Source organism: Pseudomonas sp. TNT3, from assembly GCF_010095445.2.
In the GTDB taxonomy this organism is placed as follows: Bacteria; Pseudomonadota; Gammaproteobacteria; order Pseudomonadales; family Pseudomonadaceae; genus Aquipseudomonas.
In genome coordinates this window covers 1-20,368 of the sequence record NZ_WFGV02000069.1, presented here as the reverse complement: position 1 = coordinate 20,368, position 20,368 = coordinate 1, and the positions used below count along the sequence as shown (strand labels likewise).

Annotated in this window: 18 protein-coding genes and 1 pseudogene; 7 read left to right on the top strand and 12 right to left on the bottom strand. The window is 60.6% G+C overall.

Annotated elements, in window-relative coordinates; genetic code table 11:
• Positions 1 to 43: 43 nt before the first annotated feature.
• The 5 genes from GBC55_RS26640 to GBC55_RS26620 all read right to left on the bottom strand — a co-directional run bounded on the left by GBC55_RS26640 (position 44) and on the right by GBC55_RS26620 (position 6,272).
• Positions 44 to 1,063 carry a branched-chain amino acid aminotransferase gene (locus GBC55_RS26640; protein WP_162439975.1) on the bottom strand — a complete coding sequence of 340 codons (1,020 nt, stop codon included), beginning with the start codon at positions 1,061 to 1,063 and terminating at the stop codon, positions 44 to 46.
• Positions 1,064 to 1,306: 243 nt separating this feature from the next.
• Positions 1,307 to 2,689, bottom strand: coding sequence for a dihydrolipoyl dehydrogenase (gene lpdA / locus GBC55_RS26635; RefSeq protein ID WP_162439976.1), 1,383 nt, complete (start codon positions 2,687 to 2,689; stop codon positions 1,307 to 1,309).
• A 9-nt stretch (positions 2,690 to 2,698) separates the two neighbouring features.
• Positions 2,699 to 3,976 carry a dihydrolipoamide acetyltransferase family protein gene (locus GBC55_RS26630; protein WP_162439977.1) on the bottom strand — a complete coding sequence of 426 codons (1,278 nt, stop codon included), beginning with the start codon at positions 3,974 to 3,976 and terminating at the stop codon, positions 2,699 to 2,701.
• Positions 3,977 to 5,035 (bottom strand): alpha-ketoacid dehydrogenase subunit beta, encoded by a 1,059-nt coding sequence (locus GBC55_RS26625; RefSeq protein WP_162439978.1) that lies wholly within the window; start codon positions 5,033 to 5,035, stop codon positions 3,977 to 3,979.
• A 1-nt stretch (position 5,036) separates the two neighbouring features.
• Complete coding sequence (locus GBC55_RS26620) at positions 5,037 to 6,272, bottom strand: 3-methyl-2-oxobutanoate dehydrogenase (2-methylpropanoyl-transferring) subunit alpha (protein ID WP_162439979.1); 1,236 nt, start codon at positions 6,270 to 6,272, stop codon at positions 5,037 to 5,039.
• A gap of 185 nt (positions 6,273 to 6,457) precedes the next feature.
• Between GBC55_RS26620 and bkdR the strand changes: the two genes are divergently transcribed.
• Positions 6,458 to 6,946, top strand: coding sequence for a Bkd operon transcriptional regulator BkdR (bkdR, locus tag GBC55_RS26615; protein WP_162439980.1), 489 nt, complete (start codon positions 6,458 to 6,460; stop codon positions 6,944 to 6,946).
• Positions 6,947 to 7,057: 111 nt separating this feature from the next.
• Here the strand turns inward: bkdR and GBC55_RS26610 are convergent, their stop codons facing one another.
• Positions 7,058 to 7,921 (bottom strand): MBL fold metallo-hydrolase, encoded by an 864-nt coding sequence (locus tag GBC55_RS26610; RefSeq protein WP_162439981.1) that lies wholly within the window; start codon positions 7,919 to 7,921, stop codon positions 7,058 to 7,060.
• Positions 7,922 to 8,080: 159 nt separating this feature from the next.
• On the opposite strand from GBC55_RS26610, the gene GBC55_RS26605 reads away from it, so the two are divergent.
• The 4 genes from GBC55_RS26605 to nahK all read left to right on the top strand — a co-directional run bounded on the left by GBC55_RS26605 (position 8,081) and on the right by nahK (position 14,306).
• A complete protein-coding gene (locus tag GBC55_RS26605) occupies positions 8,081 to 8,887 on the top strand; it encodes a sulfite exporter TauE/SafE family protein (protein ID WP_162439982.1) in 807 nt (268 codons plus the stop codon).
• Positions 8,888 to 9,060: 173 nt separating this feature from the next.
• The gene (locus GBC55_RS26600; RefSeq protein WP_162439983.1) at positions 9,061 to 10,245 is read left to right on the top strand and encodes a porin; all 1,185 of its coding nucleotides are present in this window, start codon (positions 9,061 to 9,063) and stop codon (positions 10,243 to 10,245) included.
• 334 nt (positions 10,246 to 10,579) lie between these two features.
• Complete coding sequence (nosP, locus tag GBC55_RS26595) at positions 10,580 to 11,743, top strand: nitric oxide-sensing protein NosP (RefSeq protein ID WP_162439984.1); 1,164 nt, start codon at positions 10,580 to 10,582, stop codon at positions 11,741 to 11,743.
• Positions 11,712 to 14,306 carry a hybrid sensor histidine kinase/response regulator NahK/ErcS' gene (gene nahK / locus GBC55_RS26590; RefSeq protein WP_162439992.1) on the top strand — a complete coding sequence of 865 codons (2,595 nt, stop codon included), beginning with the start codon at positions 11,712 to 11,714 and terminating at the stop codon, positions 14,304 to 14,306. The genes nosP and nahK overlap by 32 nt, the downstream gene beginning before the upstream one ends.
• A 301-nt stretch (positions 14,307 to 14,607) precedes the next feature.
• Here nahK and GBC55_RS26585 read toward each other — a convergent pair whose 3' ends face one another.
• From GBC55_RS26585 to GBC55_RS26560, 6 genes are all read right to left on the bottom strand, one after another.
• Positions 14,608 to 15,273: a response regulator transcription factor gene (locus tag GBC55_RS26585; protein WP_162439985.1), complete on the bottom strand. Its 666-nt coding sequence runs from the start codon at positions 15,271 to 15,273 to the stop codon at positions 14,608 to 14,610.
• A 56-nt stretch (positions 15,274 to 15,329) separates the two neighbouring features.
• A complete protein-coding gene (locus GBC55_RS26580; protein ID WP_162439986.1) occupies positions 15,330 to 15,887 on the bottom strand; it encodes a PQQ-dependent catabolism-associated CXXCW motif protein in 558 nt (185 codons plus the stop codon).
• Positions 15,888 to 16,150: 263 nt separating this feature from the next.
• A complete protein-coding gene (locus GBC55_RS26575) occupies positions 16,151 to 16,942 on the bottom strand; it encodes an ABC transporter permease (protein ID WP_162439987.1) in 792 nt (263 codons plus the stop codon).
• Positions 16,939 to 17,682: an ABC transporter ATP-binding protein gene (locus GBC55_RS26570; protein WP_162439988.1), complete on the bottom strand. Its 744-nt coding sequence runs from the start codon at positions 17,680 to 17,682 to the stop codon at positions 16,939 to 16,941. The genes GBC55_RS26575 and GBC55_RS26570 overlap by 4 nt, the downstream gene beginning before the upstream one ends.
• Complete coding sequence (locus tag GBC55_RS26565) at positions 17,679 to 18,638, bottom strand: YVTN family beta-propeller repeat protein (RefSeq protein WP_162439989.1); 960 nt, start codon at positions 18,636 to 18,638, stop codon at positions 17,679 to 17,681. Before GBC55_RS26565 ends, GBC55_RS26570 begins: the two co-directional genes overlap by 4 nt.
• Positions 18,639 to 18,670: 32 nt before the next feature.
• Positions 18,671 to 19,855, bottom strand: coding sequence for an ABC transporter substrate-binding protein (locus tag GBC55_RS26560; protein WP_162439990.1), 1,185 nt, complete (start codon positions 19,853 to 19,855; stop codon positions 18,671 to 18,673).
• 180 nt (positions 19,856 to 20,035) lie between these two features.
• On the opposite strand from GBC55_RS26560, the gene GBC55_RS29840 reads away from it, so the two are divergent.
• Both GBC55_RS29840 and GBC55_RS26555 read left to right on the top strand, forming a co-directional pair.
• Positions 20,036 to 20,158 carry a hypothetical protein gene (locus tag GBC55_RS29840; protein WP_281508189.1) on the top strand — a complete coding sequence of 41 codons (123 nt, stop codon included), beginning with the start codon at positions 20,036 to 20,038 and terminating at the stop codon, positions 20,156 to 20,158.
• A 2-nt stretch (positions 20,159 to 20,160) separates the two neighbouring features.
• Positions 20,161 to 20,368 (top strand): annotated as a pseudogene (locus GBC55_RS26555) (sensor histidine kinase); the annotation flags it as partial.

Here is a 20,368-nt window from a genome sequence, read left to right as displayed (position 1 = left end):
ACTGCCGAGGCAGATGGAGGGTTTCGATGGCGCGGGTGTCAGGTCAGACTTTGACGATCCAGCCGGCTGGAGCTTCGATGTCGCCGGTTTGCACGCCGGTCAGCTCTTTGTAGAGCTTCTGGGTGACCGGGCCGACTTCGGTTTCACTGTGGAACACGTGCAGCTTGTCGTTGTAGTTGATGCCGCCGATTGGCGTGATCACCGCAGCGGTACCGCAAGCGCCGGCTTCCTTGAAGTCGGACAGCTTGTCGATGAACACATCACCTTCGATCACTTCCATGCCCAGACGCGATTTTGCCAGTTCGATCAACGACAGACGGGTGATGCCCGGCAACACGGAAGGCGACTTCGGCGTGACGAACTTATTGTCGTGGGTGATACCGAAGAAGTTGGCCGAACCGACTTCTTCGATTTTCGAGTGGGTCATCGGGTCCAGGTAGATGCAGTCGGCGAAGTGCGCCTTCTTGGCCTGGGAACCTGGCATCAGGCTGGCGGCGTAGTTGCCACCGACCTTCGCCGCGCCAGTGCCTTGAGGGGCTGCACGGTCGAAGTTGGAGATCAGGAAGTTGTGCGGGGTCAGGCCGCCCTTGAAGTAGGCGCCGACCGGAATGCAGAAAATCGAGAAGATGAACTCGGGGGCTGTACGCACGCCGATGTTGTCACCCACGCCGATCACGAACGGACGCAAGTACAGCGCGCCGCCGGTGCCGTAAGGCGGAATGAAACGCTCGTTGGCGCGAACCACTTCCTTGCAGGCTTCGATGAACTGCTCGGTTTCCACGAACGGCATCAGCAGACGTGCGCAGCTGCGTTGCATGCGCAGGGCATTCTGGTCCGGTCGGAACAGGTTGATCGAGCCGTCCTTGCAACGATAGGCCTTCATGCCCTCGAAGCATTGCTGACCATAGTGAAGCGCAGTGGAGCCTTCGCTGATGTGCAGCACGTTATCTTCGGTCAGGGTGCCTTTGTCCCAGGAACCGTCACGCCAGTACGACAAGAAACGCTTGTCTGTCTTGATGTAGTCAAAACCCAGCTTGTCCCAATTGATGCTTTCGTTACCCATGACACCCTCTATCACTGAACAACCGCCAAAGCGGTTCAAGGCTTCTGACGTTTTTTTGGATGGGGACAACAATACTTCATTCCGGGCCTGTTTCGCAGCCCGGACTATCGGATGACAGACAGATAAATCCAGTGGACCTCAAGAAATCGCCAGCAGGCTAGCTCCCACAGGAGAACGCATTCCAAATGTGGGAGCTAGCCTGCTAGCGATGAGGCCATCTCTGCCAACATCCATTGTTTTGAATCACAGATGCAGCGCGTGGCCAAGGGCACGCAGCGCGGCTTCCTGGACGGCTTCACCGAGCGTCGGATGCGCATGGATGGTGCCGGCGATGTCTTCCAGTCGCGCACCCATTTCCAGGCTCTGGCCGAACGCGGTCGACAACTCCGATACACCAACACCCACCGCCTGCCAGCCGACAATCACATGGTTGTCACGCCGCGCCACGACCCGGACGAAGCCGCTTTTCGATTCCAGTGTCATCGCCCGGCCATTGGCGGCGAACGGGAAGCTGGAAACGATGCAATCCAGGCCAGCAGCCTTGGCGTCATCCGGTGTCTTGCCAACCACCACCAGCTCCGGGTCGGTAAAGCAAACGGCGGCAATGGCGGTCGGGTTGAACTCGCGGGATTTGCCGCTGATCAGTTCGGCGACCATTTCGCCCTGAGCCATTGCCCGGTGGGCCAGCATCGGTTCGCCACTCAAGTCGCCGATGGCGTACACGTTGCGCATGCTGGTCTGGCAGCGATTGTCGATCTTGATCGCGGAGCCGTTCATGTCCAGATTCAGCGCTTCCAGGTTGAAACCCTGGGTGTTGGGTTTGCGCCCGACCGCGACCAGCACCTGATCGGTTTCAAGGAGGACAGTGCCACCCTCAGGGTCGCGAACTTTAAGTGAATTATCTTTTAAATCAAATGCTTCAACGCTGTGCTTCAAGTAAAGCTTTAACCCAAGCTTCTTCAGTTCTTCATGAACCGGTTGGGTCAGTTCCGCGTCGTAAGCCGGCAAGATACGATCCTGCGCCTCGACCACACTGACGTCGGCGCCCAGCTTGCGATAGGCAATACCCAGTTCCAGGCCAATGTACCCGCCACCCACGACGATCAGACGCTTGGGCACGGATGTCGGCGCCAAGGCCTCAGTGGAAGAAATGACCGGCCCGCCAATCGGCAGCATTGGCAGGTTCACGCTTTTCGAACCCGTGGCCAGCACCAGGTGCTCGCAATGGATCCGCGTATCGCCCACTTCGACAGTCTTGCCGTCGATGATGCGGGCCCAACCTTCAATGACCTGCACCTTGTTCTTTTTCAGCAGGGCGGCAACGCCGGTGGTGAGGCGATCAACGATGCCGTCTTTCCATTCGATACTTTTGCCGATGTCCAGGCTTGGTGCCGAAACGCTGATCCCCAGCGCTGAATGCTGACTGTGGTGCCGGGTCTGGTGAAACTGTTCGGCCACATGGATCAACGCCTTGGACGGAATGCAGCCGATGTTCAGGCAAGTACCGCCCAGCGATTGGCCTTCCACCAGAAGGGTCGGGATGCCCAACTGACCCGCACGAATCGCCGTGACATAGCCGCCGGGACCGCCACCGATGATCAGCAGTGTTGTGTTTAGAGTTTGCATTGCAGTTCCTTACTCCACGAACAGGGTGGCGGGTTGTTCGAGCAGGCCACGAACGGCCTGGATGAATTGCGCCGCGTCCATGCCATCGACCACGCGATGATCGAAGGAGCTGGAGAGGTTCATCATCTTGCGAATCACGATCTGGCCTTTGATCACCATTGGGCGTTCGACGATCTTGTTCACACCGACGATGGCCACCTCCGGCAGGTTCAGCACCGGAGTGCTGACAATGCCGCCCAGTGCACCCAGGCTGGTCAAGGTAATGCTCGAACCGGACAGTTCGTCCCGGTTGGCCTTGCCGGTGCGCGCGGCGGTCGCCAGGCGTGATATCTCCCTGGCGTTGTCCCACAAGCTGCGGGCTTCCGCATGACGCACCACCGGAACCATCAAGCCGATGTCGGCTTGGGTGGCGATGCCGACATGCACGGCGCCGAGGCGGGTGATGATCTGGGCTTCGTCGTCGTAACGGGCGTTGATTTGCGGGAAATCCCGAAGGGCGACAACCAGGGCGCGGACCAGGAACGGCAGCAAGGTCAGCTTGCCGCGGGTTGCACCGTGTTTCTCGTTCAAATGGGCGCGCAGCTCTTCCACTGCAGTGACGTCGATTTCCTCGACATAACTGAAGTGAGCGGCGCGCTGAGTGGCGTCCTGCATGCGTTGGGCAATCTTGCGGCGCATACCGATGACCGGAATCTGCTCTTCGTCGTTACGCTGGGCGTACGCGGTAGAAACGGTAGAGGCGTTCGACTGACCCTGAGCCAGATAGGCCTCCAGGTCGTCGTGCAGTACCCGACCCGCAGGGCCGGTGCCGCGTACCAGGCGCAGTTGAATGCCGAGGTCCAGTGCGTGTTTGCGGACCGCCGGGGAGGCCAGCGGGCGCTCATCGGCCTCGCGAGCAACCATAGGGCCTTGGCTGACAGCAGGGCGCGGCGCTGCAGCCGCGACCGGTTTGCTCGCCGCCACGGCTTCGACTTTGGGGGCCGCGACAGGGGCTTCTTTAACGACAGCAGCCGCAGGCTGGGCAGACTCTTTAACGTTGCCCGCGCCTTCGACTTCAATGCTGATCAGGATGCTGCCAACGGCCATGACTTCGCCCGGCACACCGCCCAGCGCAATCACTTTGCCGTGAACAGGCGATGGAATATCGACCATCGCCTTATCAGTCATGACATCCGCCAGTACCTGATCTTCAACGACCAGGTCACCGACCTTGACGTGCCACACCGACAACTCAACTTCTGCAATGCCTTCGCCAATGTCCGGCATTTTGATAACGTGCGTGCCCATTCAGACCTCCATAACCCGATGCAAAGCCGCGCCCACACGGGTCGGGCCAGGGAAATACGCCCACTCTTGCGCGTGCGGATAAGGGGTGTCCCAACCGGTGACGCGTTCGATAGGCGCTTCCAGGTAATGGAAGCAATGCTCTTGCACCAACGCGGCCAGTTCAGCGCCGAAACCGCAGGTACGGGTCGCTTCGTGAACGATGACGCAACGGCCGGTTTTCTTCACGGACTTGACGATGGTTTCCAGGTCCAGCGGCCACAGGCTGCGCAGGTCGATGACTTCAGCGTCGATCCCGGTTTCTTCAGCGGCCACTTGCGACACATACACCGTGGTGCCGTAAGTCAGGATGGTCACGTCTTTGCCCGGACGGGCAATGGCTGCGACGTCCAGCGGCACGGTGTAATAGCCGTCAGGCACTTGTGCCGAAGGGTGTTTCGACCACGGAGTTACCGGGCGGTCGTGGTGACCGTCGAACGGGCCGTTGTACAGGCGTTTCGGCTCGAGGAAGATCACCGGGTCATCGTTTTCGATGGAGGCGATCAGCAAGCCCTTGGCGTCATACGGGTTGGAGGGCATGACGGTGCGCAAGCCGCAGACCTGAGTAAACATCGCTTCGATGCTCTGGCTGTGGGTCTGGCCGCCGTAGATGCCGCCGCCACAAGGCATGCGCAGGGTCATCGGTGCGGTGAATTCGCCCGCCGAGCGGTAGCGCAAGCGGGCGGCTTCGGAAATGATCTGGTCCGAAGCCGGGTAAACGTAATCGGCGAACTGAATCTCAGCCACTGGCCGCAGACCGTAGGCACCCATGCCCACCGCGACGCCGACGATGCCGCTTTCGGATATCGGTGCGTCGAACACCCGGGAGGTGCCGTACTTGGTCTGCAGACCCTCGGTGCAACGGAACACGCCGCCGAAGTAGCCGACGTCCTGGCCGAAGACCACAACGTTGTCATCACGTTCAAGCATCACATCCATGGCCGAGCGCAGGGCCTGGATCATGGTCATGGTGGTCGTGGTCATGGCGGTTTCCAGCTCGATAGTAGTGTTGTGATCGTTCATGTCAGATCCCCAACTCTTGACGCTGGCGCTTCAAGTGCTCCGGCATCTCTTTATAGACATCTTCGAACATGGTCGCGGCGCTTGGAATCTGGCCACCGGCCAGGGTGCCGAATTTTTCGGCTTCTTTCTGCGCGGCGATCACTTCGGCTTCCAGTTCGGCGCTGACAGCGACGTGCTCCTCTTCGGACCACTGACCGATTTTCACCAGGTGCTGCTTGAGGCGCGCAATCGGGTCGCCTAACGGGAAGTAGCTCCAGTCGTCGGCAGGACGGTATTTGGAAGGATCATCGGAGGTGGAGTGCGGACCGGCACGGTAGGTGACCCACTCGAGCATGGTCGGGCCGAGGTTGCGGCGCGCACGTTCGGCGGCCCAGGCAGAAGCGGCGTAGACCGCGACGAAGTCGTTGCCATCGACCCGCAGGGAGGCAATCCCGCAGCCAACGCCACGACCGGCGAAGGTAGTGGCTTCACCCCCGGCAATGGCCTGGAAGGTGGAAATGGCCCATTGGTTGTTGACCACATTCAGGATCACTGGCGCGCGGTAAACGTGGGCGAAGGTGAGGGCGGTGTGGAAGTCGGATTCGGCGGTGGCGCCGTCGCCGATCCAGGCCGAGGCGATTTTGGTGTCGCCCTTGATCGCCGAGGCCATGCCCCAGCCCACGCCCTGTACGAATTGAGTGGCGAGGTTGCCGGAAATGGTGAAGAACCCGTGATCGCGTACCGAATACATGATCGGCAGCTGGCGGCCCTTGAGGGGATCGCGTTCGTTGGAGAGCAGTTGGCAGATCAGGTCTACCAGAGGCACTTCCCGCGCCATCAGAATGCTCTGCTGGCGATAGGTCGGGAAGCACATGTCGTCAATGTTCAAGGCCAGGGCCTGGGCGCTGCCGATGGCTTCTTCGCCAAGGCTTTGCATGTAGAACGACATTTTTTTCTGACGCTGGGCGACCACCATGCGGTTGTCGAAGATGCGCGTCTTGAGCATGGCACGCATGCCTTTGCGCAGGATCTCGACCGGAACCCCTTCAGCCCATGGGCCGAGGGCGTTGCCTTCGTCATCGAGTACGCGAATCAAGCCCTTGGCCAGGTCGGCCGTGTCGGCAGGTTCAACGTCAATAGGGGGTTTGCGCACCGTACCGGCGTCTGTCAGACGCAGGTAGGAGAAGTCGGTTTTGCACCCTGGACGGCCCGAAGGTTCGGGAACGTGCAGGCGCAGCGGTTCATACGCTTGGTTCATGGCTTCTACGCTCGATCTTGTGAATTTCTTGTAGTGAGCTGACCGTCTTTCTTCTGTGGAAGAAATCTTGTCCTACAACAATCATAGGCCGGCGCAAGAAGAATATTTCTCTCTGTTTCGTTGCGCTTGAGATCATTTGAGGATAAAAAATCTGCATAAACATAAAAAACAGGTGATTTTGTCTCATGCGCAAACTGGACCGTACCGATATCGGCATTCTCAACAGCCTTCAGGAGAATGCACGCATCACCAACGCCGACCTCGCCCGCTCGGTCAACCTGTCCCCGACCCCATGCTTCAATCGGGTCAAGGCCATGGAGGAATTGGGGCTCATTCGCGAGCAAGTGACGCTGCTGGATGCCGAGCTGCTGGGGTTGCACGTCAACGTGTTTATCCACGTCAGCCTGGAGAAACAGGTGGAAGAGGCACTGCAGCATTTCGAAGAGGCGATTTCGGATCGCCCGGAGGTGATGGAGTGTTACTTGATGGCGGGCGATCCGGATTATCTGATTCGGGTGCTGGTGCCGACCATTCAGTCGCTGGAACGCTTCATGATGGATTTTTTGACCAAGGTGCCTGGGGTGGCGAACATCCGCTCGAGCTTTGCGCTCAAGCAGGTGCGCTACAAGACGGCGCTGCCATTGCCGGCCAACGGCTTGACCCTGACGAGCTGAAGATCCAGAGATCGCAGCCTGCGGCAGCTCCTACGCGGATCGCCTGCAACCGTAATTCCACGGCTGTACTCGTCCCCTGTAGGAGCTGGCGAAGCCTGCGATCTTTTGACTTTAAAATTTGTTAACCGGAATCTTCAAGTAAGTCACGCCATTACTTTCTGCCGGCGGCAAATTCCCCGCCCGCACATTCACCTGAATCGCCGGCAGCAACAGGTTCGGCATGCCCAAACCCGCATCCCGCTGGTTGCGCATGGCAACAAAAGCGGCTTCATCGATGCCGTCACGCACATGGATATTGCTTTTGCGCTGCTCGCCGACCGTGGTCATGCACTGGGGCTCGCGGCCCTCGGGCGGGTAGTCGTGGCACACGTACAGGCTGACGCTGGCCGGGAATGCCAGCAGTTTGCGGATCGAGGTAAACATCTGATGGGCATCGCCACCGGGAAAGTCGCAGCGGGCAGTGCCGACATCCGGCATGAACAGCGTGTCGCCCACCAGAATCATCGTGCTATCGACCAGGTAGGCCATGTCCGCTGGAGTATGCCCGGGCACATGCAAGGCCTTGGCCTTGAGATTGCCGATCATGAAGGATTCGTCCGCCGCGAACAGATGGTCGAACTGAGAACCATCGACACGAAACGCCGGCTCCAGATTGAACAGGCTTTTGAATACGTCCTGAACCTTACTGATGGTCTGCCCGATGGCGATCTTGCCGCCCAGTTCCCGACGCAAATAGAACGCGGCAGACAGGTGATCGGCGTGCGCATGGGTCTCCAGCAACCACTGCACCTGCAGCTGATGATCGCGCACAAAAGCCACGATCCGGTCGGCCTGCACGGTACGGGTCCGACCGGCCGCCGCGTCATAATCCAGCACGGGGTCGACGATGGCGCAGGCACTGCCATCGTGTTCGTAAATCACGTAGCTGTAGGTCGATGAGGCGGGGTCTAGAAAAGCTTCAATCTGGGCAGGCATGATGGCCGCTTCTTCGTGGGACAGCTGTTGAGCGTAGAGTCATTTGCACCGGCTTGACCAGCCCTGGTCAATTCAGTGAAGGAAAAAAGCCGTGAGGGCTCTATCCTGTAAACCAATCGATACCGGGCGTTCCCGGCTTTTCATGGATCTCGGGTTTTTATGTTGCTGGCTAGTTTCTTTGGTGTGGTGATGGGGCTGGTGCTTGGATTGACCGGGGCCGGAGGTGGGATTCTTGCGGTGCCCGCGCTCGTGCTGGGCATGGGCCTGACGATGACGCAAGCCGCCCCCGTTGCGTTGTTCGCAGTGGGCAGCGCAGCGGCAGTGGGCGCCATCGACGGTCTGCGTCATGGACTGGTGCGCTATCGCGCGGCGCTGTTGATTGCATTGCTGGGCGCACTGTTTTCGCCACTCGGCATCTTCTTCGCCCATCAGTTGCCGGAAACAATCCTGATGATCCTGTTCAGCCTGCTGATGATCATGGTCGCCTGGCGCATGCTGCGCCGCGAGCGCCACCAAGAAGGACCGAGCGACCACGGCCACGCCAACTGGGGCCAGAAAAACTGCATGCTCGACCAGCAGACCGGGCGTTTCTCCTGGACCGCCAAATGCACCGCGACCCTGGCGGCGTTGGGCGCGGTGACGGGTGTCGTCTCCGGGCTGCTCGGCGTCGGGGGCGGGTTTCTGATAGTCCCGGCGTTCAAGCAATTGACCGACGTGCAGATGCGCGGAATCGTCGCGACCTCCTTAATGGTGATCAGCCTGATCTCGGCCATCGGGGTGATTGGCGCATTCCACGCCGGCGTCCGGATCGACGCCAGCGGCGGAGCATTCATTGCCGCCAGCATTGTCGGCATGATCATCGGTCGACGCCTCTGCGCGCGAGTCCCGGCCAGAGCCTTGCAGGTCGGTTTCGCCAGTCTGTGTGTACTGATTGCGGCCTGCATGTTGTACCGGGCGAGCGTCTGACAGTCTTACACCCTTGGTCCCGGGCCCTGTCGCGGCCCGGTCTTACACCGAACTTGCCGCGCCGCACCCGCCAACCCAAAGCACTTCATAAACGCCTCCAAGGCAGCGTATGACGCCGCCGGTCAGCTTTCGATAATCGCCTCCGACATCCAGTCCACGTTGCGGAGCGCGTCATGCACAACAATAAGAATTTCAAGCATCGTTACTTGCCTGCCTTGATTGCCAGCCTGTCGACCCTGGGTTTGGCCCCGATGGCCGAGGCCGAGATCATGCTGTACGACAAGGACCAGACGACCTTTTCCACGGACGGCTACATCAACGCCTTCTACGTGAACAGTGACGTCGACCGCGCCGGCGACCAATACGACCGTCGACAGTCGCGGGTGAAGATGGGGTTCCTGCCCAACTACCTGGGCTTCAACATGGGCAAGCAGGTCGATGACTTGAAGCTCGGCGCGCGTGCTTCATTCTGGGTGACCATCAACGACAGCGAGACCAACGGCACCGACACCGCCATCGACGTGCGGCAGTTCTACGGCACGGTGGCCAACCCCGAGTGGGGCGAAGTGCTGATCGGCAAGGACTTCGGTCTGTTTGCGCGCTCCAACATTCTGCTGGATGAACTGCTCGCCGGTTATGGCCAGGTCAGCGATACGCTCGGCCTGGTGGATGGCGGCGGCGTGTCCTTCGGCAACATCGGCACCGGTTATCCGTACCCGTTTCCCACCTCACAGATCACCTACCGCACGCCGGTGATGGAGGGCTTGCGGGTGGCGGTGGGGATCATGGACCCGGTCGACACCAACGACAGCAGCCCGACCGGCAAGGCCTACCAGGAAAACCCGCGCACCGAGAGTGAGATCACCTACCAGTTCGATCTCGCCGGGGCGAAGATTTATAGCTGGGTCAACGGCAGCTACCAGACCTCGGACAATACCGATGCAAGCGTCGAGTCCGTGACTTCCAAAGGAGTTGGCTACGGCGTGCAGGCGAAGATGGGCGGTTTGTCGCTCACCGGTTCGGGTTTCCAGGCGAAGGGCATCAACCCGTTCTACACCAACAACGCTGGCGAACCGACGCTGCGCAACATCGACAGCGACGGCTATTTGCTGCAGGGCTCGTACAAGCTGGGCAAGAACCGCCTGGCCTTGTCCTACGGCAAGACCAAGGACGACGGCAACGGCGCGGTCGGCAGCGGCGCAGACTACGAAACCCGGGGCGTCGCGCTGTTTCATGACGTCAACGACAACCTCAAACTGGTCGCCGAGTACAACCAGTTCGAAATCAACGGCCACGACACCGATGCGCAGAATGAAGACACCGATACGTTCGCGGTGGGGGCGGTGCTGACCTGGTAACGCCCAAACAACACAGGCCCCTGTAGCAGCTGCCGAGCCTGCGAGGCTGCGTCCGGCTGCGAAGCAGTCGTAAAACCAGCCAATGTGGTGTGTCAGATAACCCTCGCGCGCAGGGTTTACGACTGCTTCGCAGCCGGACGCAGCCTCGCAGGCTCGGCAGCTGCTACAGGGACGGTGCGACGGTGCGACGGTGCGACGGTGCGACGGTGCGACGGTGCGGAGGGGCTTGTTCTCATCCCATCGAAGTGCCTACCCGCTACCCAAGTAGCATAGGTCGCGCTACCCGGCCTTCGTACACTCGAACCTCATACACGCGCACCTGCGGGAGGCGACAATGCAGCAGGTCGGGAATGAAGGTGTGGTCAGTGCGATGTCTCAGGCCACCGATGCGCAGCAAGTTGCCCAGGAGCTGGCGCGACAGCTGTTGCACCCGCATTTGGGCTTCGTGCTGTTTTTCTGTTCCGCCGAGTACGACCTCCAGGCGCTGGGGCAGGCATTGCAACAAAGCTTCGGCGGCATTCGCCTGGTGGGTTGCACCAGTGCCGGGGAAATCACGCCGCTGGGCTACGGGCGCAATTGCGTCACGGCGGTGGGTTTCGATCATCGGCATTTTTCCATCGACGCCGAACTGATCGACGAAATGGAGCGCTTCAGCCTGATCGACGCGCAGCAGATGGTCGAACGGCTGGTCAGCGGCTGTCGCAGCAACACCCTGGCGCCGATCAAGGGCAACAGCTTCGCCCTGACCTTGCTCGACGGCTTGTCCAGCCGCGAAGAAATGGTCCTCGGCGCCCTGAGTGCAGCGTTGGGCGACATCCCGCATTTCGGTGGTTCGGCCGGTGACGACAACTACCTGACCCACACCCACGTCTACTTCGGGGGCGAATTTCACAGCGGTGCAGCGGTGGTGGTGCTGGTCAACACCTGGCTGGACTTTGAAGTCTTCACCACCCACCACATTTTGCCCCGAGCCGAAAAACTCGTGGTGACAGGGGCCGACAGTGCGTCCCGTCGGGTCTTCGAGCTCAACGCCGAACCCGCCGCCGAGGAGTACGCACGGCACATCGGTGTCCCCGTCGCCGAACTGGATCATCGGGTGTTTGCGGCGCACCCGTTGGCGGTGCGGATCAACGATCAGTACTACGTACGGGCGATCCAGCAGGTTCATCCAGACCTGAGCCTGAGTTTTTACTGCGCGGTGGAAAACGGCATCGTCCTCACCGTCATGGCGCCGGGGCCGATGCTGCCCAACCTGCAAAACCTGTTCGAAGGCTTGCACGAGCGACTCGGTGATCTGCTACTGACCCTCGGTTGCGATTGTTTTCTACGGCGCATGGAACTGGAAAACAGCGGCAGTCTGGAGCACGTCGGTGCGTTTTTGCGCGACCAGCGGGTGATGGGTTTCAACACCTACGGAGAACAGTTCAATGGCATGCACATCAACCAGACCTTCACCGGCGTTGCCATTGCCCGGGGCCGATCCCCTGGACACCGTTGAGCTCCAGGCCCAACTCGCCAGCCTGCAACGTGAAAATCACAAACTCCAGCGCATCAACAGTGCGCTGATCGAGCGCATCGAATCGGGCGCCACCCGCGGCAATGACCCCTACGCGGCGTTCCAGCATTCGGTGGTGCTCGCCGAACAGGTGCGCGAGCGCACCGATGCGTTGAACCAGGCCATGGCCGAACTCAAGTCCGGCAATCACCTGCTCAGCGAAGCGCGGCTGCGGGCGGAGACGGCCCATCAGCATTTGATCGACGCCATCGAAAGCATTTCCGACGCGTTTGTGTTGTTCGATGCCGATCAGCGAATCGTCTTGTTCAACAGCCGCTTCAAGGCGTTCTGGGGCAACAGCCGGGTGCGCATCAATGCCGGCATGCGTCTGGCCGAAGTCAAACGCTTGATGAGTGCCACCGGCTTGTTCACCGAAGAGCCTCGCGGGCATGCCGACGAAAACCTGCTCTATCGCCTGCAAGACGGGCGCTGGCTGCAAGTCAGTGAACGGCCGACCCAGGAGGGTGGACGGGTGATCCTGTTCACTGACATTACCGACGTCAAACTCAGCGAAACGATGCGCCGCGAACAAGCCGTGGCGCAGAAATCCCACTTGCTGCAACGGGCAGTCGACAACCTGTCCCAGGGCGTGGCAATGGTCAACGCTGACGGCGTGCTGGAACTGTGGAACCGGCGGTTCCTTGAGCTCAGCGGCCTGGCGCCAGTGGCCGCCCACCGCCCATTTGCCGAGGTGATCGCCGACAGCGAATTGCACCTGCTGACACCGGCCAGTCGCGACGTCAACGGCCGCCCGGTGCAGGAGTGCGAGCAGCGTCTTTACGATGGCCGGGTGCTGGAAATTCGCACCCATCCATTGCCCACCGGGGGCTTCGTCAACACCTTCACCGACATCACCGAGCGCTATCAGCACGCCGAAGCGCTGAGCGAAAGCGAGCGCTGGATTCGCCTGATCACCGACCATGTACCGGCATTGATCGCCTACCTGAATGCCGACCTGGTCTATGAATTCACCAATAAAGTCTACGAACAGTGGTACTGCTGGCCACGGGGCGTGATGCTCGGCCAGAGCCTGCGCGAAGTGCACAGCGAGCAGCATTACCAACGCCTGGAAGCCTACGTCGCCAGGGCGCTGGCGGGTGAAAGCGTGACGTTCGAATTCGCCGAAACCAACATCAACAATCAGGAGCGCTACATGCTGCGCTCCTACGTGCCCAATCGCCTGGCCACCGGAGAGGTGGTGGGGATTTTCGTGTTGATCCGTGATATCACCGAGCGCCGTCGCACCGCCGAGGCATTGCATCAGGCGTATCAGAATCTCGAGCTTCGGGTGCGGGAACGTACGGCGGAACTGACCACCCTCAACGACCAGCTGCTGAGGGAAATCGACGAGCGCCGGCGGGTCGAGTCGCGTTTGCGCGAAGCGAAACTGGAAGCCGAGCAGGCCAACCTGTCAAAGACCAAGTTTCTCGCCGCCGTCAGCCACGACCTGCTGCAACCGCTGAACGCGGCGCGGCTGTTTACCAGTGCATTGCTGGAGCGCCGGGAGCCGATGGCCAACGAAATCCTGGTGCGCAACGTCAGCAACTCGCTTGAGGACGTGGAAAACCTGTTGGGCACACTGGTGGACATTTCAAAGCTCGATGCCGGGGTGATCAAAGCCGACATTGCGCCGTTCGCCCTCAGCGAGCTGCTGGATAACCTGGCCGCCGAATACACCCAGGTCGCCCTCAGCGAGGGGCTGGAACTGCATTTCATTGGCTGCTCGGCGCTGGTGCGCAGCGACATCCAGTTGCTCGCCAGGATCTTGCGCAACCTGCTGAGCAACGCCATTCGCTACACCTACAGCGGGCGAGTGGTGCTGGGCTGCCGACGTCATCACCAGCGCCTGTCGATCGAGGTGTGGGACAGCGGGATGGGCATTGCGGAAAATCGGCTGGAAGAGATTTTTCAGGAGTTCAAGCGCGGTGACGTGCAACGGCCGGATCAGGACCGTGGCCTGGGTTTGGGCCTGGCGATCGTGGAAAAAATTGCCGGGATTCTCGGGCATCGCATCCACGTGCGCTCGTGGCCGGGCAGGGGCTCGATGTTTTCCGTCGAGGTGCCGCTGAGCGCCACCGCGCCAAAGGCGCTGCCCGGTCTGTTGATGAGTGAGCCGATGCTGGAGCGTCTGCGCGGGGCACGTGTGTGGGTGCTGGATAACGACGCGGCCATTTGCGCCGGCATGCGCACGTTACTGGAGGGCTGGGGCTGTGTGGTGGTGACGGCGTTGTCGGAACAGGACCTGGCACGCCAGGTGGACAACTACCATGCCCAGGCGGATTTGCTGATTGCCGACTATCACCTGGATGACGACCAGAACGGCGTCGACGCCGTGGCCCGCATCAATGCCCGACGGGCCAGCGCGATACCGGCAATGATGATCACCGCCAACTACAGCAACGAGCTGAAACTGCAGATCCGTGAACTGGGCCATACGCTGATGCACAAACCGGTCCGGCCGATGAAGCTGAAGACGGCGATGAGTCATTTGCTCGGCAGGCCTTAAGTTCTGCGGTGCTTTGGCCGGCGTCATCGCTAGCAGGCTAGCTCCCACACTGGATCTTGGTCGTGCACAAACTCTGCGTTCAATGCCGATCAATGTGGGGAGAGGGCGATGAGTCATTTGTTCTGCGAAAACCGATAACCTGTGGCGAGGGAGCTTGCTCCCGCTCGGCTGCGAAGCAGTCGTAAACCCTGACAACTTGGTTTTCCTGATACACCGCATTGACTGAATTCACGACTGCTTCGCAGCCGAGCGGGAGCAAGCTCCCTCGCCACAGGGTTGGTATCGGAGCCGGAGGACGCGCTCAACGTCGCAGATAAGACCCGAAATCAATATCCCCCGCACTCAGAATCGCCTGTACCCGGTTGTGCACATTGAGTTTGCGCAGGATCGCCGAGACGTGGGCCTTGACCGTGGTTTCGGCGATTTCCAGGGTGTAGGCGATCTGTTTGTTCGATTCGCCCTTGGTCATGCGCTCCAGCACCAGCAGCTGCTTGCGGGTCAACGCCTGCAGCAGTTCCGGCGCAAAGCTCGGGTTGTCGTTCATCCGGCGGTGCGTACCGCTTTTCTGCGTGCGGATGATGTCCGGCGGCAGGTAGACGTTGCCATTGAGGATTTGCTGGATGGCTTCGGTCATCTGCACCCGCGGCGAGGATTTGGTGATGAATCCTACGGCGCCATAGGTGATGGCTTGCAGCACGATCTGTTTGTCCTGCTCGGCCGAGACGATCACCACGGGAATGGTCGGAGCCTCGTTGCGCAGGTTGATCAGGCCGTTGAGGCCGTGCATGCCGGGCATGTTCAGGTCGAGCAGGATCAGGTCCAGGTCATCGTGATCCTGGGTCAGCAGCAGAGCGCTGTCCAGGTCGGCAGTTTCCATCACTTCGCTGCCGGGAAATCCGTCGCTGATGACGTTATGAATGGCTTCGCGAAACAGCGGGTGATCGTCGGCAATCAGAATTTTGTACATGGCCTTTCACCTCATTATTTTCATTATGGTGTGGCAACAACACGCAAGCGTAAAGGTCAGGGAAAGGGTTCGGGCTGGGCGGCCATCACGGGCAGGTTAGCCGCTTGCCAGGCATCCAGGCCGTCGCGGTACCAATACAGTGTCTTATAGCCCATTGCGGCGGCGCGTTTTACCGCGTTCCAGCTCAGCCAGCAATCGGAGCGGCAATAGAAGACCAGCGGTTGCGCCAGATCGCCTGCGGTCAGTGCCGTCAGGTGACGCGCGAAATAGCCCGCCCACTCGGCGCTCAAGTCGCCGTCGCCGGTGTTCGCCAGCCAGTGGCTACCGGGTACATTTTCGTGGGGCTGATCTTCGATAAAACGCCCCTGCAGCCATTGGCGGCGGTAGACGTCGATCAATACCGGGCGAGGGGTTTGCTTGAGCAATGCTTGCAGGGCCGTGGTGTCAATGATGGCGGCGCCATCCAGTTGATTCGGTGTCGGGCTGCGGTAAAGCGCGATGCGATAACCGTCGGAGGAGAACAGCGCCGTTTCGGCGTGTGCAACGCCCAGCAGCAGGCTCAGGGACAGCGCGGCAAGAGTGGGACGCAGAAGGCAACGTCGGGCACGCAGCATGGGGTTCAATCCTTATAGTTATGAACCCATTACATGCCAGTTGCGGTGCGTTGGGAATGCGACGATAGACAGGTAAACCGGTACTAAAGTAGTAAATGCCCGAACTCTCCCTCCCTGTTGATAGGACTGTAGGAGCTGTGTAGGAGCTGTCGAGTGAAACGAGGCTGCGATCTTTTGACGTTGGCTTTTAAAAGCAAGATCAAAAGATCGCAGCCTCGTTTCACTCGACAGCTCCTACAGTCGTACCGTCCTACTGTGTGGGGTCAGGTGGCTTTCCGCAACGCCGCATGTTGCGGGTTGAAGGTGAGGACCGCGAGCAGGACGAACACCAGGGTCAATCCTGCGCACACGCCCATGGCCAGCGTATTGAACCGTTCATACAACGCAAACCGCACCAGCTCCACCGCATGGGTGAACGGATTGAACGCACACAACCAGTACAACCACTCGCTCGAGTCACGCATTTTCCACAGCGGGTACAACGCCGACGACAGGAAAAACAGCGGGAAAATCACAAAATTCATCACCCCGGCAAAGTTCTCCAGCTGGCGGATGGCGTTCGACAGCAACAGCCCCAGCGCACTGAGCATCAGGGCCACCAGCAACAGCGCCGGCAAGGCAACCAACAAGCCCATGGGCGGCGGTTGCACGCCATACGCCCAGGCGATGGCCAGGAAGGCATACACCTGCAGCAGCGAAATCAGCGACGTCGCCAGCAGTTTGCTGCAGAGCAAAAACGTCCGGGGCAGGGGGCTGGTCAGCAGCACGCGCATGCTGCCCATTTCCCGGTCATAGACCATCGACAGCGAACCCTGCATGCCGTTGAACAGCAGAATCATGCAAGCGAGCCCCGGGATGATGTACACCTCGTAGGGAATGTAGGTGTCGTAGGGCTCGATGATCGCGATCCCCAATGCGGCACGAAAACCGGCGGCGAACACCAGCAACCACAGCAACGGTCGCACCAATGCACTGAGGAACCGCGTTCGTTGCAGCACGAAGCGCAACCACTCACGCAGCACGATGCCGCTGAAACACTGCCAGTAAGCATTCATCGAACGGCGGCTCCTGAAGGTGAAGATGTGGTGAGGCGCGCGAAGGCTGAACCGAGATCGCCGCCATGTTCCAGGCTCAAGGCATCGGCCTGGCCGCTGGCGACCAATCGCCCTTGATGAAGGATCAGCAAGTCATCGCTGGGCTGCACTTCGTCGAGCAAGTGCGTGGTCCAGAGCACGCTGATGCGTTGCTCGCAACAAAGGCTGCGGATGTGTTGATTGAGTGCCAGGCGGCTGGCCGGGTCGAGGCCGACACTGGCTTCGTCGAGCAGCAACAGGCGCGGCTCATGCAGCAGGGCGCGGGCGATTTCCACCCGGCGGCGATGGCCGCCATTGAGCTCGCGCACCCGTTCGCGACGACGGTCGGTCAACGCCTGTCGCTCCAGTTCTGCGTCCACCCGCAGACTGGTCTGGCGCCGTGACAGGCCATGCAGCGCGGCGTGATAGCGCAGGTTCTGTTCAACGCTGAGGTCCAGGTCCAGGGTGCTTTGCTGGAACACCACGCCCAGCTGTTTGAGCGCCGGGCGCGGCGTATTGCGCAGTGAACAGCCGCCCACCAGAATCTCGCCCCGTTGCAGATCGTAAAGCCGCGTGAGCAGTGCAATCAGCGTCGATTTGCCCGCGCCGTTAGGCCCCAGCAGTGCCGCGAAACGCCCCGGCGCCAGGCTGAAACTCACCTGGCGCAACGCCTCCCGTGCACCGTAGGCAAAGCTCAGGTCGCTGACCTCCAGCGCGTTCATGGCGTGACCACCACGCCCCATGGATAACGCCCGACCTTGACCGACTTGGTCACCTTGAGGCTGTCGACATCAATCACCGACACATCGCCGCTGACGCCATTGGTGGCCAGCAATTGCTTCTGATCCGGGGTGAACGCCATCTGCCAGACGCGCTTGCCCACCAGCAGGTAATCAAGAATCTTGAAGGTCTTGGCGTCGATGACGGCCACATGGTTGGCCGGGCCGAGGGCAACGAAACCGTATTTGCCGTCGGCGCTCAGCTTGATACCCACCGGTTGCACCTTGTCCGGGTGCACACCCTTGATCTGGAAGGTCAGGGTCTTGAGGATCTGGCGAGTCGCGACATCCAGCACCGTGACCGTGCCACCGATCTCCGCCGAGGCCCACAACTGTGAGCCGTCCGGCGCGAACTCGACGAAACGCGGGCGTTGGTCCACCAGGGTGCTGTCCGCCAGCGTCTGGGTACTGGTATCGATCCAGTGCAGCATGTTCGTGGTTTCGCTGGTGTTGACGGCCCACTTGCCGTCCGGGCTGACTGCCATGCCTTCGGGTTCGACGCCGACATTGATCTGGCTCAGCACCTTGGAGGTTTCAGTGTCGATCACGGTGACCAGTGCATCGTCTTCGTTGGAGACGTACAGCCAGCGGTTGTTGGGGTGCAGGGCGAATTGCTCGGGGTCTTTGCCGGAAGGCAGCTCCTTGATGATCTTGCGCGTGGCCACGTCCATTACCTGGACCCGGTCCGAGTCGCTGGCGCAGATGTACAGCAGCTTGCTGTCGTGGGACAGCAACAGGCCACGGGGTCGTTGCCCGACGGGCAGGGTATCGGTGACTTGCAGGGTCTGCATGTCGATCAGGCTCAGGCTGTTGTCCTTCTCGTTGGAGACCCAGGCGGTGCTGGCCGCGGCGTGCCCGGCGGCGAGCAACAGGGCGCATGAAAGCAGGGTGCGGCGCATGGCGGATTCCTTATTGTTTTTGGAGGTTTGAATCAGGGAAAGCGGCAGCTGACCTCAGGCTTGTCGTAGCCGAGGCTGTCCATTTCGTTGAAGGGGTGCAGGAAACCGTCCTGGGGCGACGTGCTGACCAGTGCCCGGGGCTGCACGATCGGAATCGGTTGACGCAACTGGCCGTTCCATGGGCGATAACTGAGCTTGCGACCCTTGAAGCCGTCCAGCGGTAGTTGATCGCTGATTTCCAACGTACGGATCGCCATCGGATCGGCCTGACGCAGTTTGCTCACGGCGCTGGCGATGCTGCGCACGGCGATCCAGGCGGCGAAATCGCCGTCATTCATCCAGCGTCCGGCCAGGGCTTCAAAGCGTTTCTGCAACTGCGCGGCGCCATAGGTTTCCACGGTCTTGTGCCAACCCACCGGGGTCAAGCCCTGTGTGCCGGCGACTGGGCGCGGAAACCATGTCTGGTAGGGCACGTACTCGCCAAAGTCACCGCGCTCATCGGCCACCAGCACTACGTCGTACTCGGCGGTCTGGGTGAACAGCGGCATATCGGCCTGGGCGCTGCGGCGTTGATCGTTATCGAAACTCCAGGCTTTCTCCGCCACCAATTTCAGGCCGAAACGCTTGGCCGCGCGTCGCAGGGCGGCGGCGTAGGCTTGATCATCGGCGGTCGGGCCGACGATCAGCAGCGCTCGCTGCCATTTGCGCACCACCAGAAATTGCGCCAGCGCATCGGCCAGCATCGCCCGGCTCGGCAGGCTGTGCAGCACGTTTGGCAGGCAATCGGTGGTGCGTAACGTGTCATCGGCGCTACCGGCGTTGAACAGCAAGCTGTCGGGCAGGGCGGCACTGAGTTGGCGCAGGGTGTCGACCGGGGCATTCACCACGAACAGCCTGACACCCTGTTCGTGCTGAACCCTGGCAGCGTCGATCAGGGCCTGGGGATGGTCGACGCTGGCGCTGAGCAGGCTGTAATGCTGATTGAGAAAACGTCCGGTGCTGTTGCTGTCGGTGATCGCCAGCTCGGCACCGCGCAGTCCGGCATCGGCGGGCTCGGGGATGACATTCGACAGCAGCGGTCCAGGGTCGGGGCGGTAACCCAGGTAGCCGATCTGCACCTGCAACGGCGCATCGGCCGCCTGACTTTGGGTCGCCAGCCCGGCGGCGCAAGCGATCGCCAGCAGGTAGAACAGGGCGTAAGGGGCAAGCTGGCGCATAGGACACTCCATTCCGGGTAGCGCCAGCATAGGAACCCGGTGGGTGATAGGAAATATGCAGAAAGTACCAGTCAGCCAGTACCAAGGTAGTAACTTGCCCTGGGCGGCGCCGACTTAGGATGGAAAGAAGGATGGACAGCAGCACCGTCAACAACGGCCATTACTCAAAGGAGATCGACCATGCGTATTCTCAAAGCGCTGCTCCTGCCGTTTCTGTTGATCCTGAGTCTGATCGGCGTCGACAAACTCCACGGCCCGCGTCTCGCGCCGTTGGCGGTCATGCCAGCGATACAGGGGCGCTAGGGATGTCGGCCCTGTGGCGGATCAACCTGTGGGTGTGCGGATTTTTCGCCTTGGTCACGCTGGCCTGCATGGGCTTGCTGGTGCATCAGGCGTTGGCGGATGTGGAGCGCGAGTTGCAATCCGCCGAAGCGGTGGTCGGGTACCTGAGTGAAACCGCCGAGCGCGACCCGGCCAGCCTGCAGCCCAGGCTGACGCGCAGCTTGCGTCATG

Bases quoted from the DNA above. Each gene is read 5' to 3' on its own strand.
- GBC55_RS26610 (WP_162439981.1), bottom strand. From the start codon at position 7,921: ATGCCTGCCCAGATTGAAGCTTTTCTAGACCCCGCCTCATCGACCTAC.
- nosP (WP_162439984.1), top strand. From the start codon at position 10,580: ATGCAGCAGGTCGGGAATGAAGGTGTGGTCAGTGCGATGTCTCAGGCC.
- GBC55_RS26570 (WP_162439988.1), bottom strand. From the start codon at position 17,682: ATGAACGCGCTGGAGGTCAGCGACCTGAGCTTTGCCTACGGTGCACGG.
- lpdA (WP_162439976.1), bottom strand. From the start codon at position 2,689: ATGCAAACTCTAAACACAACACTGCTGATCATCGGTGGCGGTCCCGGC.
- GBC55_RS26585 (WP_162439985.1), bottom strand. From the start codon at position 15,273: ATGTACAAAATTCTGATTGCCGACGATCACCCGCTGTTTCGCGAAGCC.
- bkdR (WP_162439980.1), top strand. From the start codon at position 6,458: ATGCGCAAACTGGACCGTACCGATATCGGCATTCTCAACAGCCTTCAG.
- GBC55_RS26580 (WP_162439986.1), bottom strand. From the start codon at position 15,887: ATGCTGCGTGCCCGACGTTGCCTTCTGCGTCCCACTCTTGCCGCGCTG.
- GBC55_RS26560 (WP_162439990.1), bottom strand. From the start codon at position 19,855: ATGCGCCAGCTTGCCCCTTACGCCCTGTTCTACCTGCTGGCGATCGCT.
- GBC55_RS26575 (WP_162439987.1), bottom strand. From the start codon at position 16,942: ATGAATGCTTACTGGCAGTGTTTCAGCGGCATCGTGCTGCGTGAGTGG.
- GBC55_RS26605 (WP_162439982.1), top strand. From the start codon at position 8,081: ATGTTGCTGGCTAGTTTCTTTGGTGTGGTGATGGGGCTGGTGCTTGGA.
- GBC55_RS26625 (WP_162439978.1), bottom strand. From the start codon at position 5,035: ATGAACGATCACAACACTACTATCGAGCTGGAAACCGCCATGACCACG.
- GBC55_RS26600 (WP_162439983.1), top strand. From the start codon at position 9,061: ATGCACAACAATAAGAATTTCAAGCATCGTTACTTGCCTGCCTTGATT.
- GBC55_RS26620 (WP_162439979.1), bottom strand. From the start codon at position 6,272: ATGAACCAAGCGTATGAACCGCTGCGCCTGCACGTTCCCGAACCTTCG.
- GBC55_RS26640 (WP_162439975.1), bottom strand. From the start codon at position 1,063: ATGGGTAACGAAAGCATCAATTGGGACAAGCTGGGTTTTGACTACATC.
- GBC55_RS26630 (WP_162439977.1), bottom strand. From the start codon at position 3,976: ATGGGCACGCACGTTATCAAAATGCCGGACATTGGCGAAGGCATTGCA.
- GBC55_RS29840 (WP_281508189.1), top strand. From the start codon at position 20,036: ATGCGTATTCTCAAAGCGCTGCTCCTGCCGTTTCTGTTGATCCTGAGT.
- GBC55_RS26565 (WP_162439989.1), bottom strand. From the start codon at position 18,638: ATGCGCCGCACCCTGCTTTCATGCGCCCTGTTGCTCGCCGCCGGGCAC.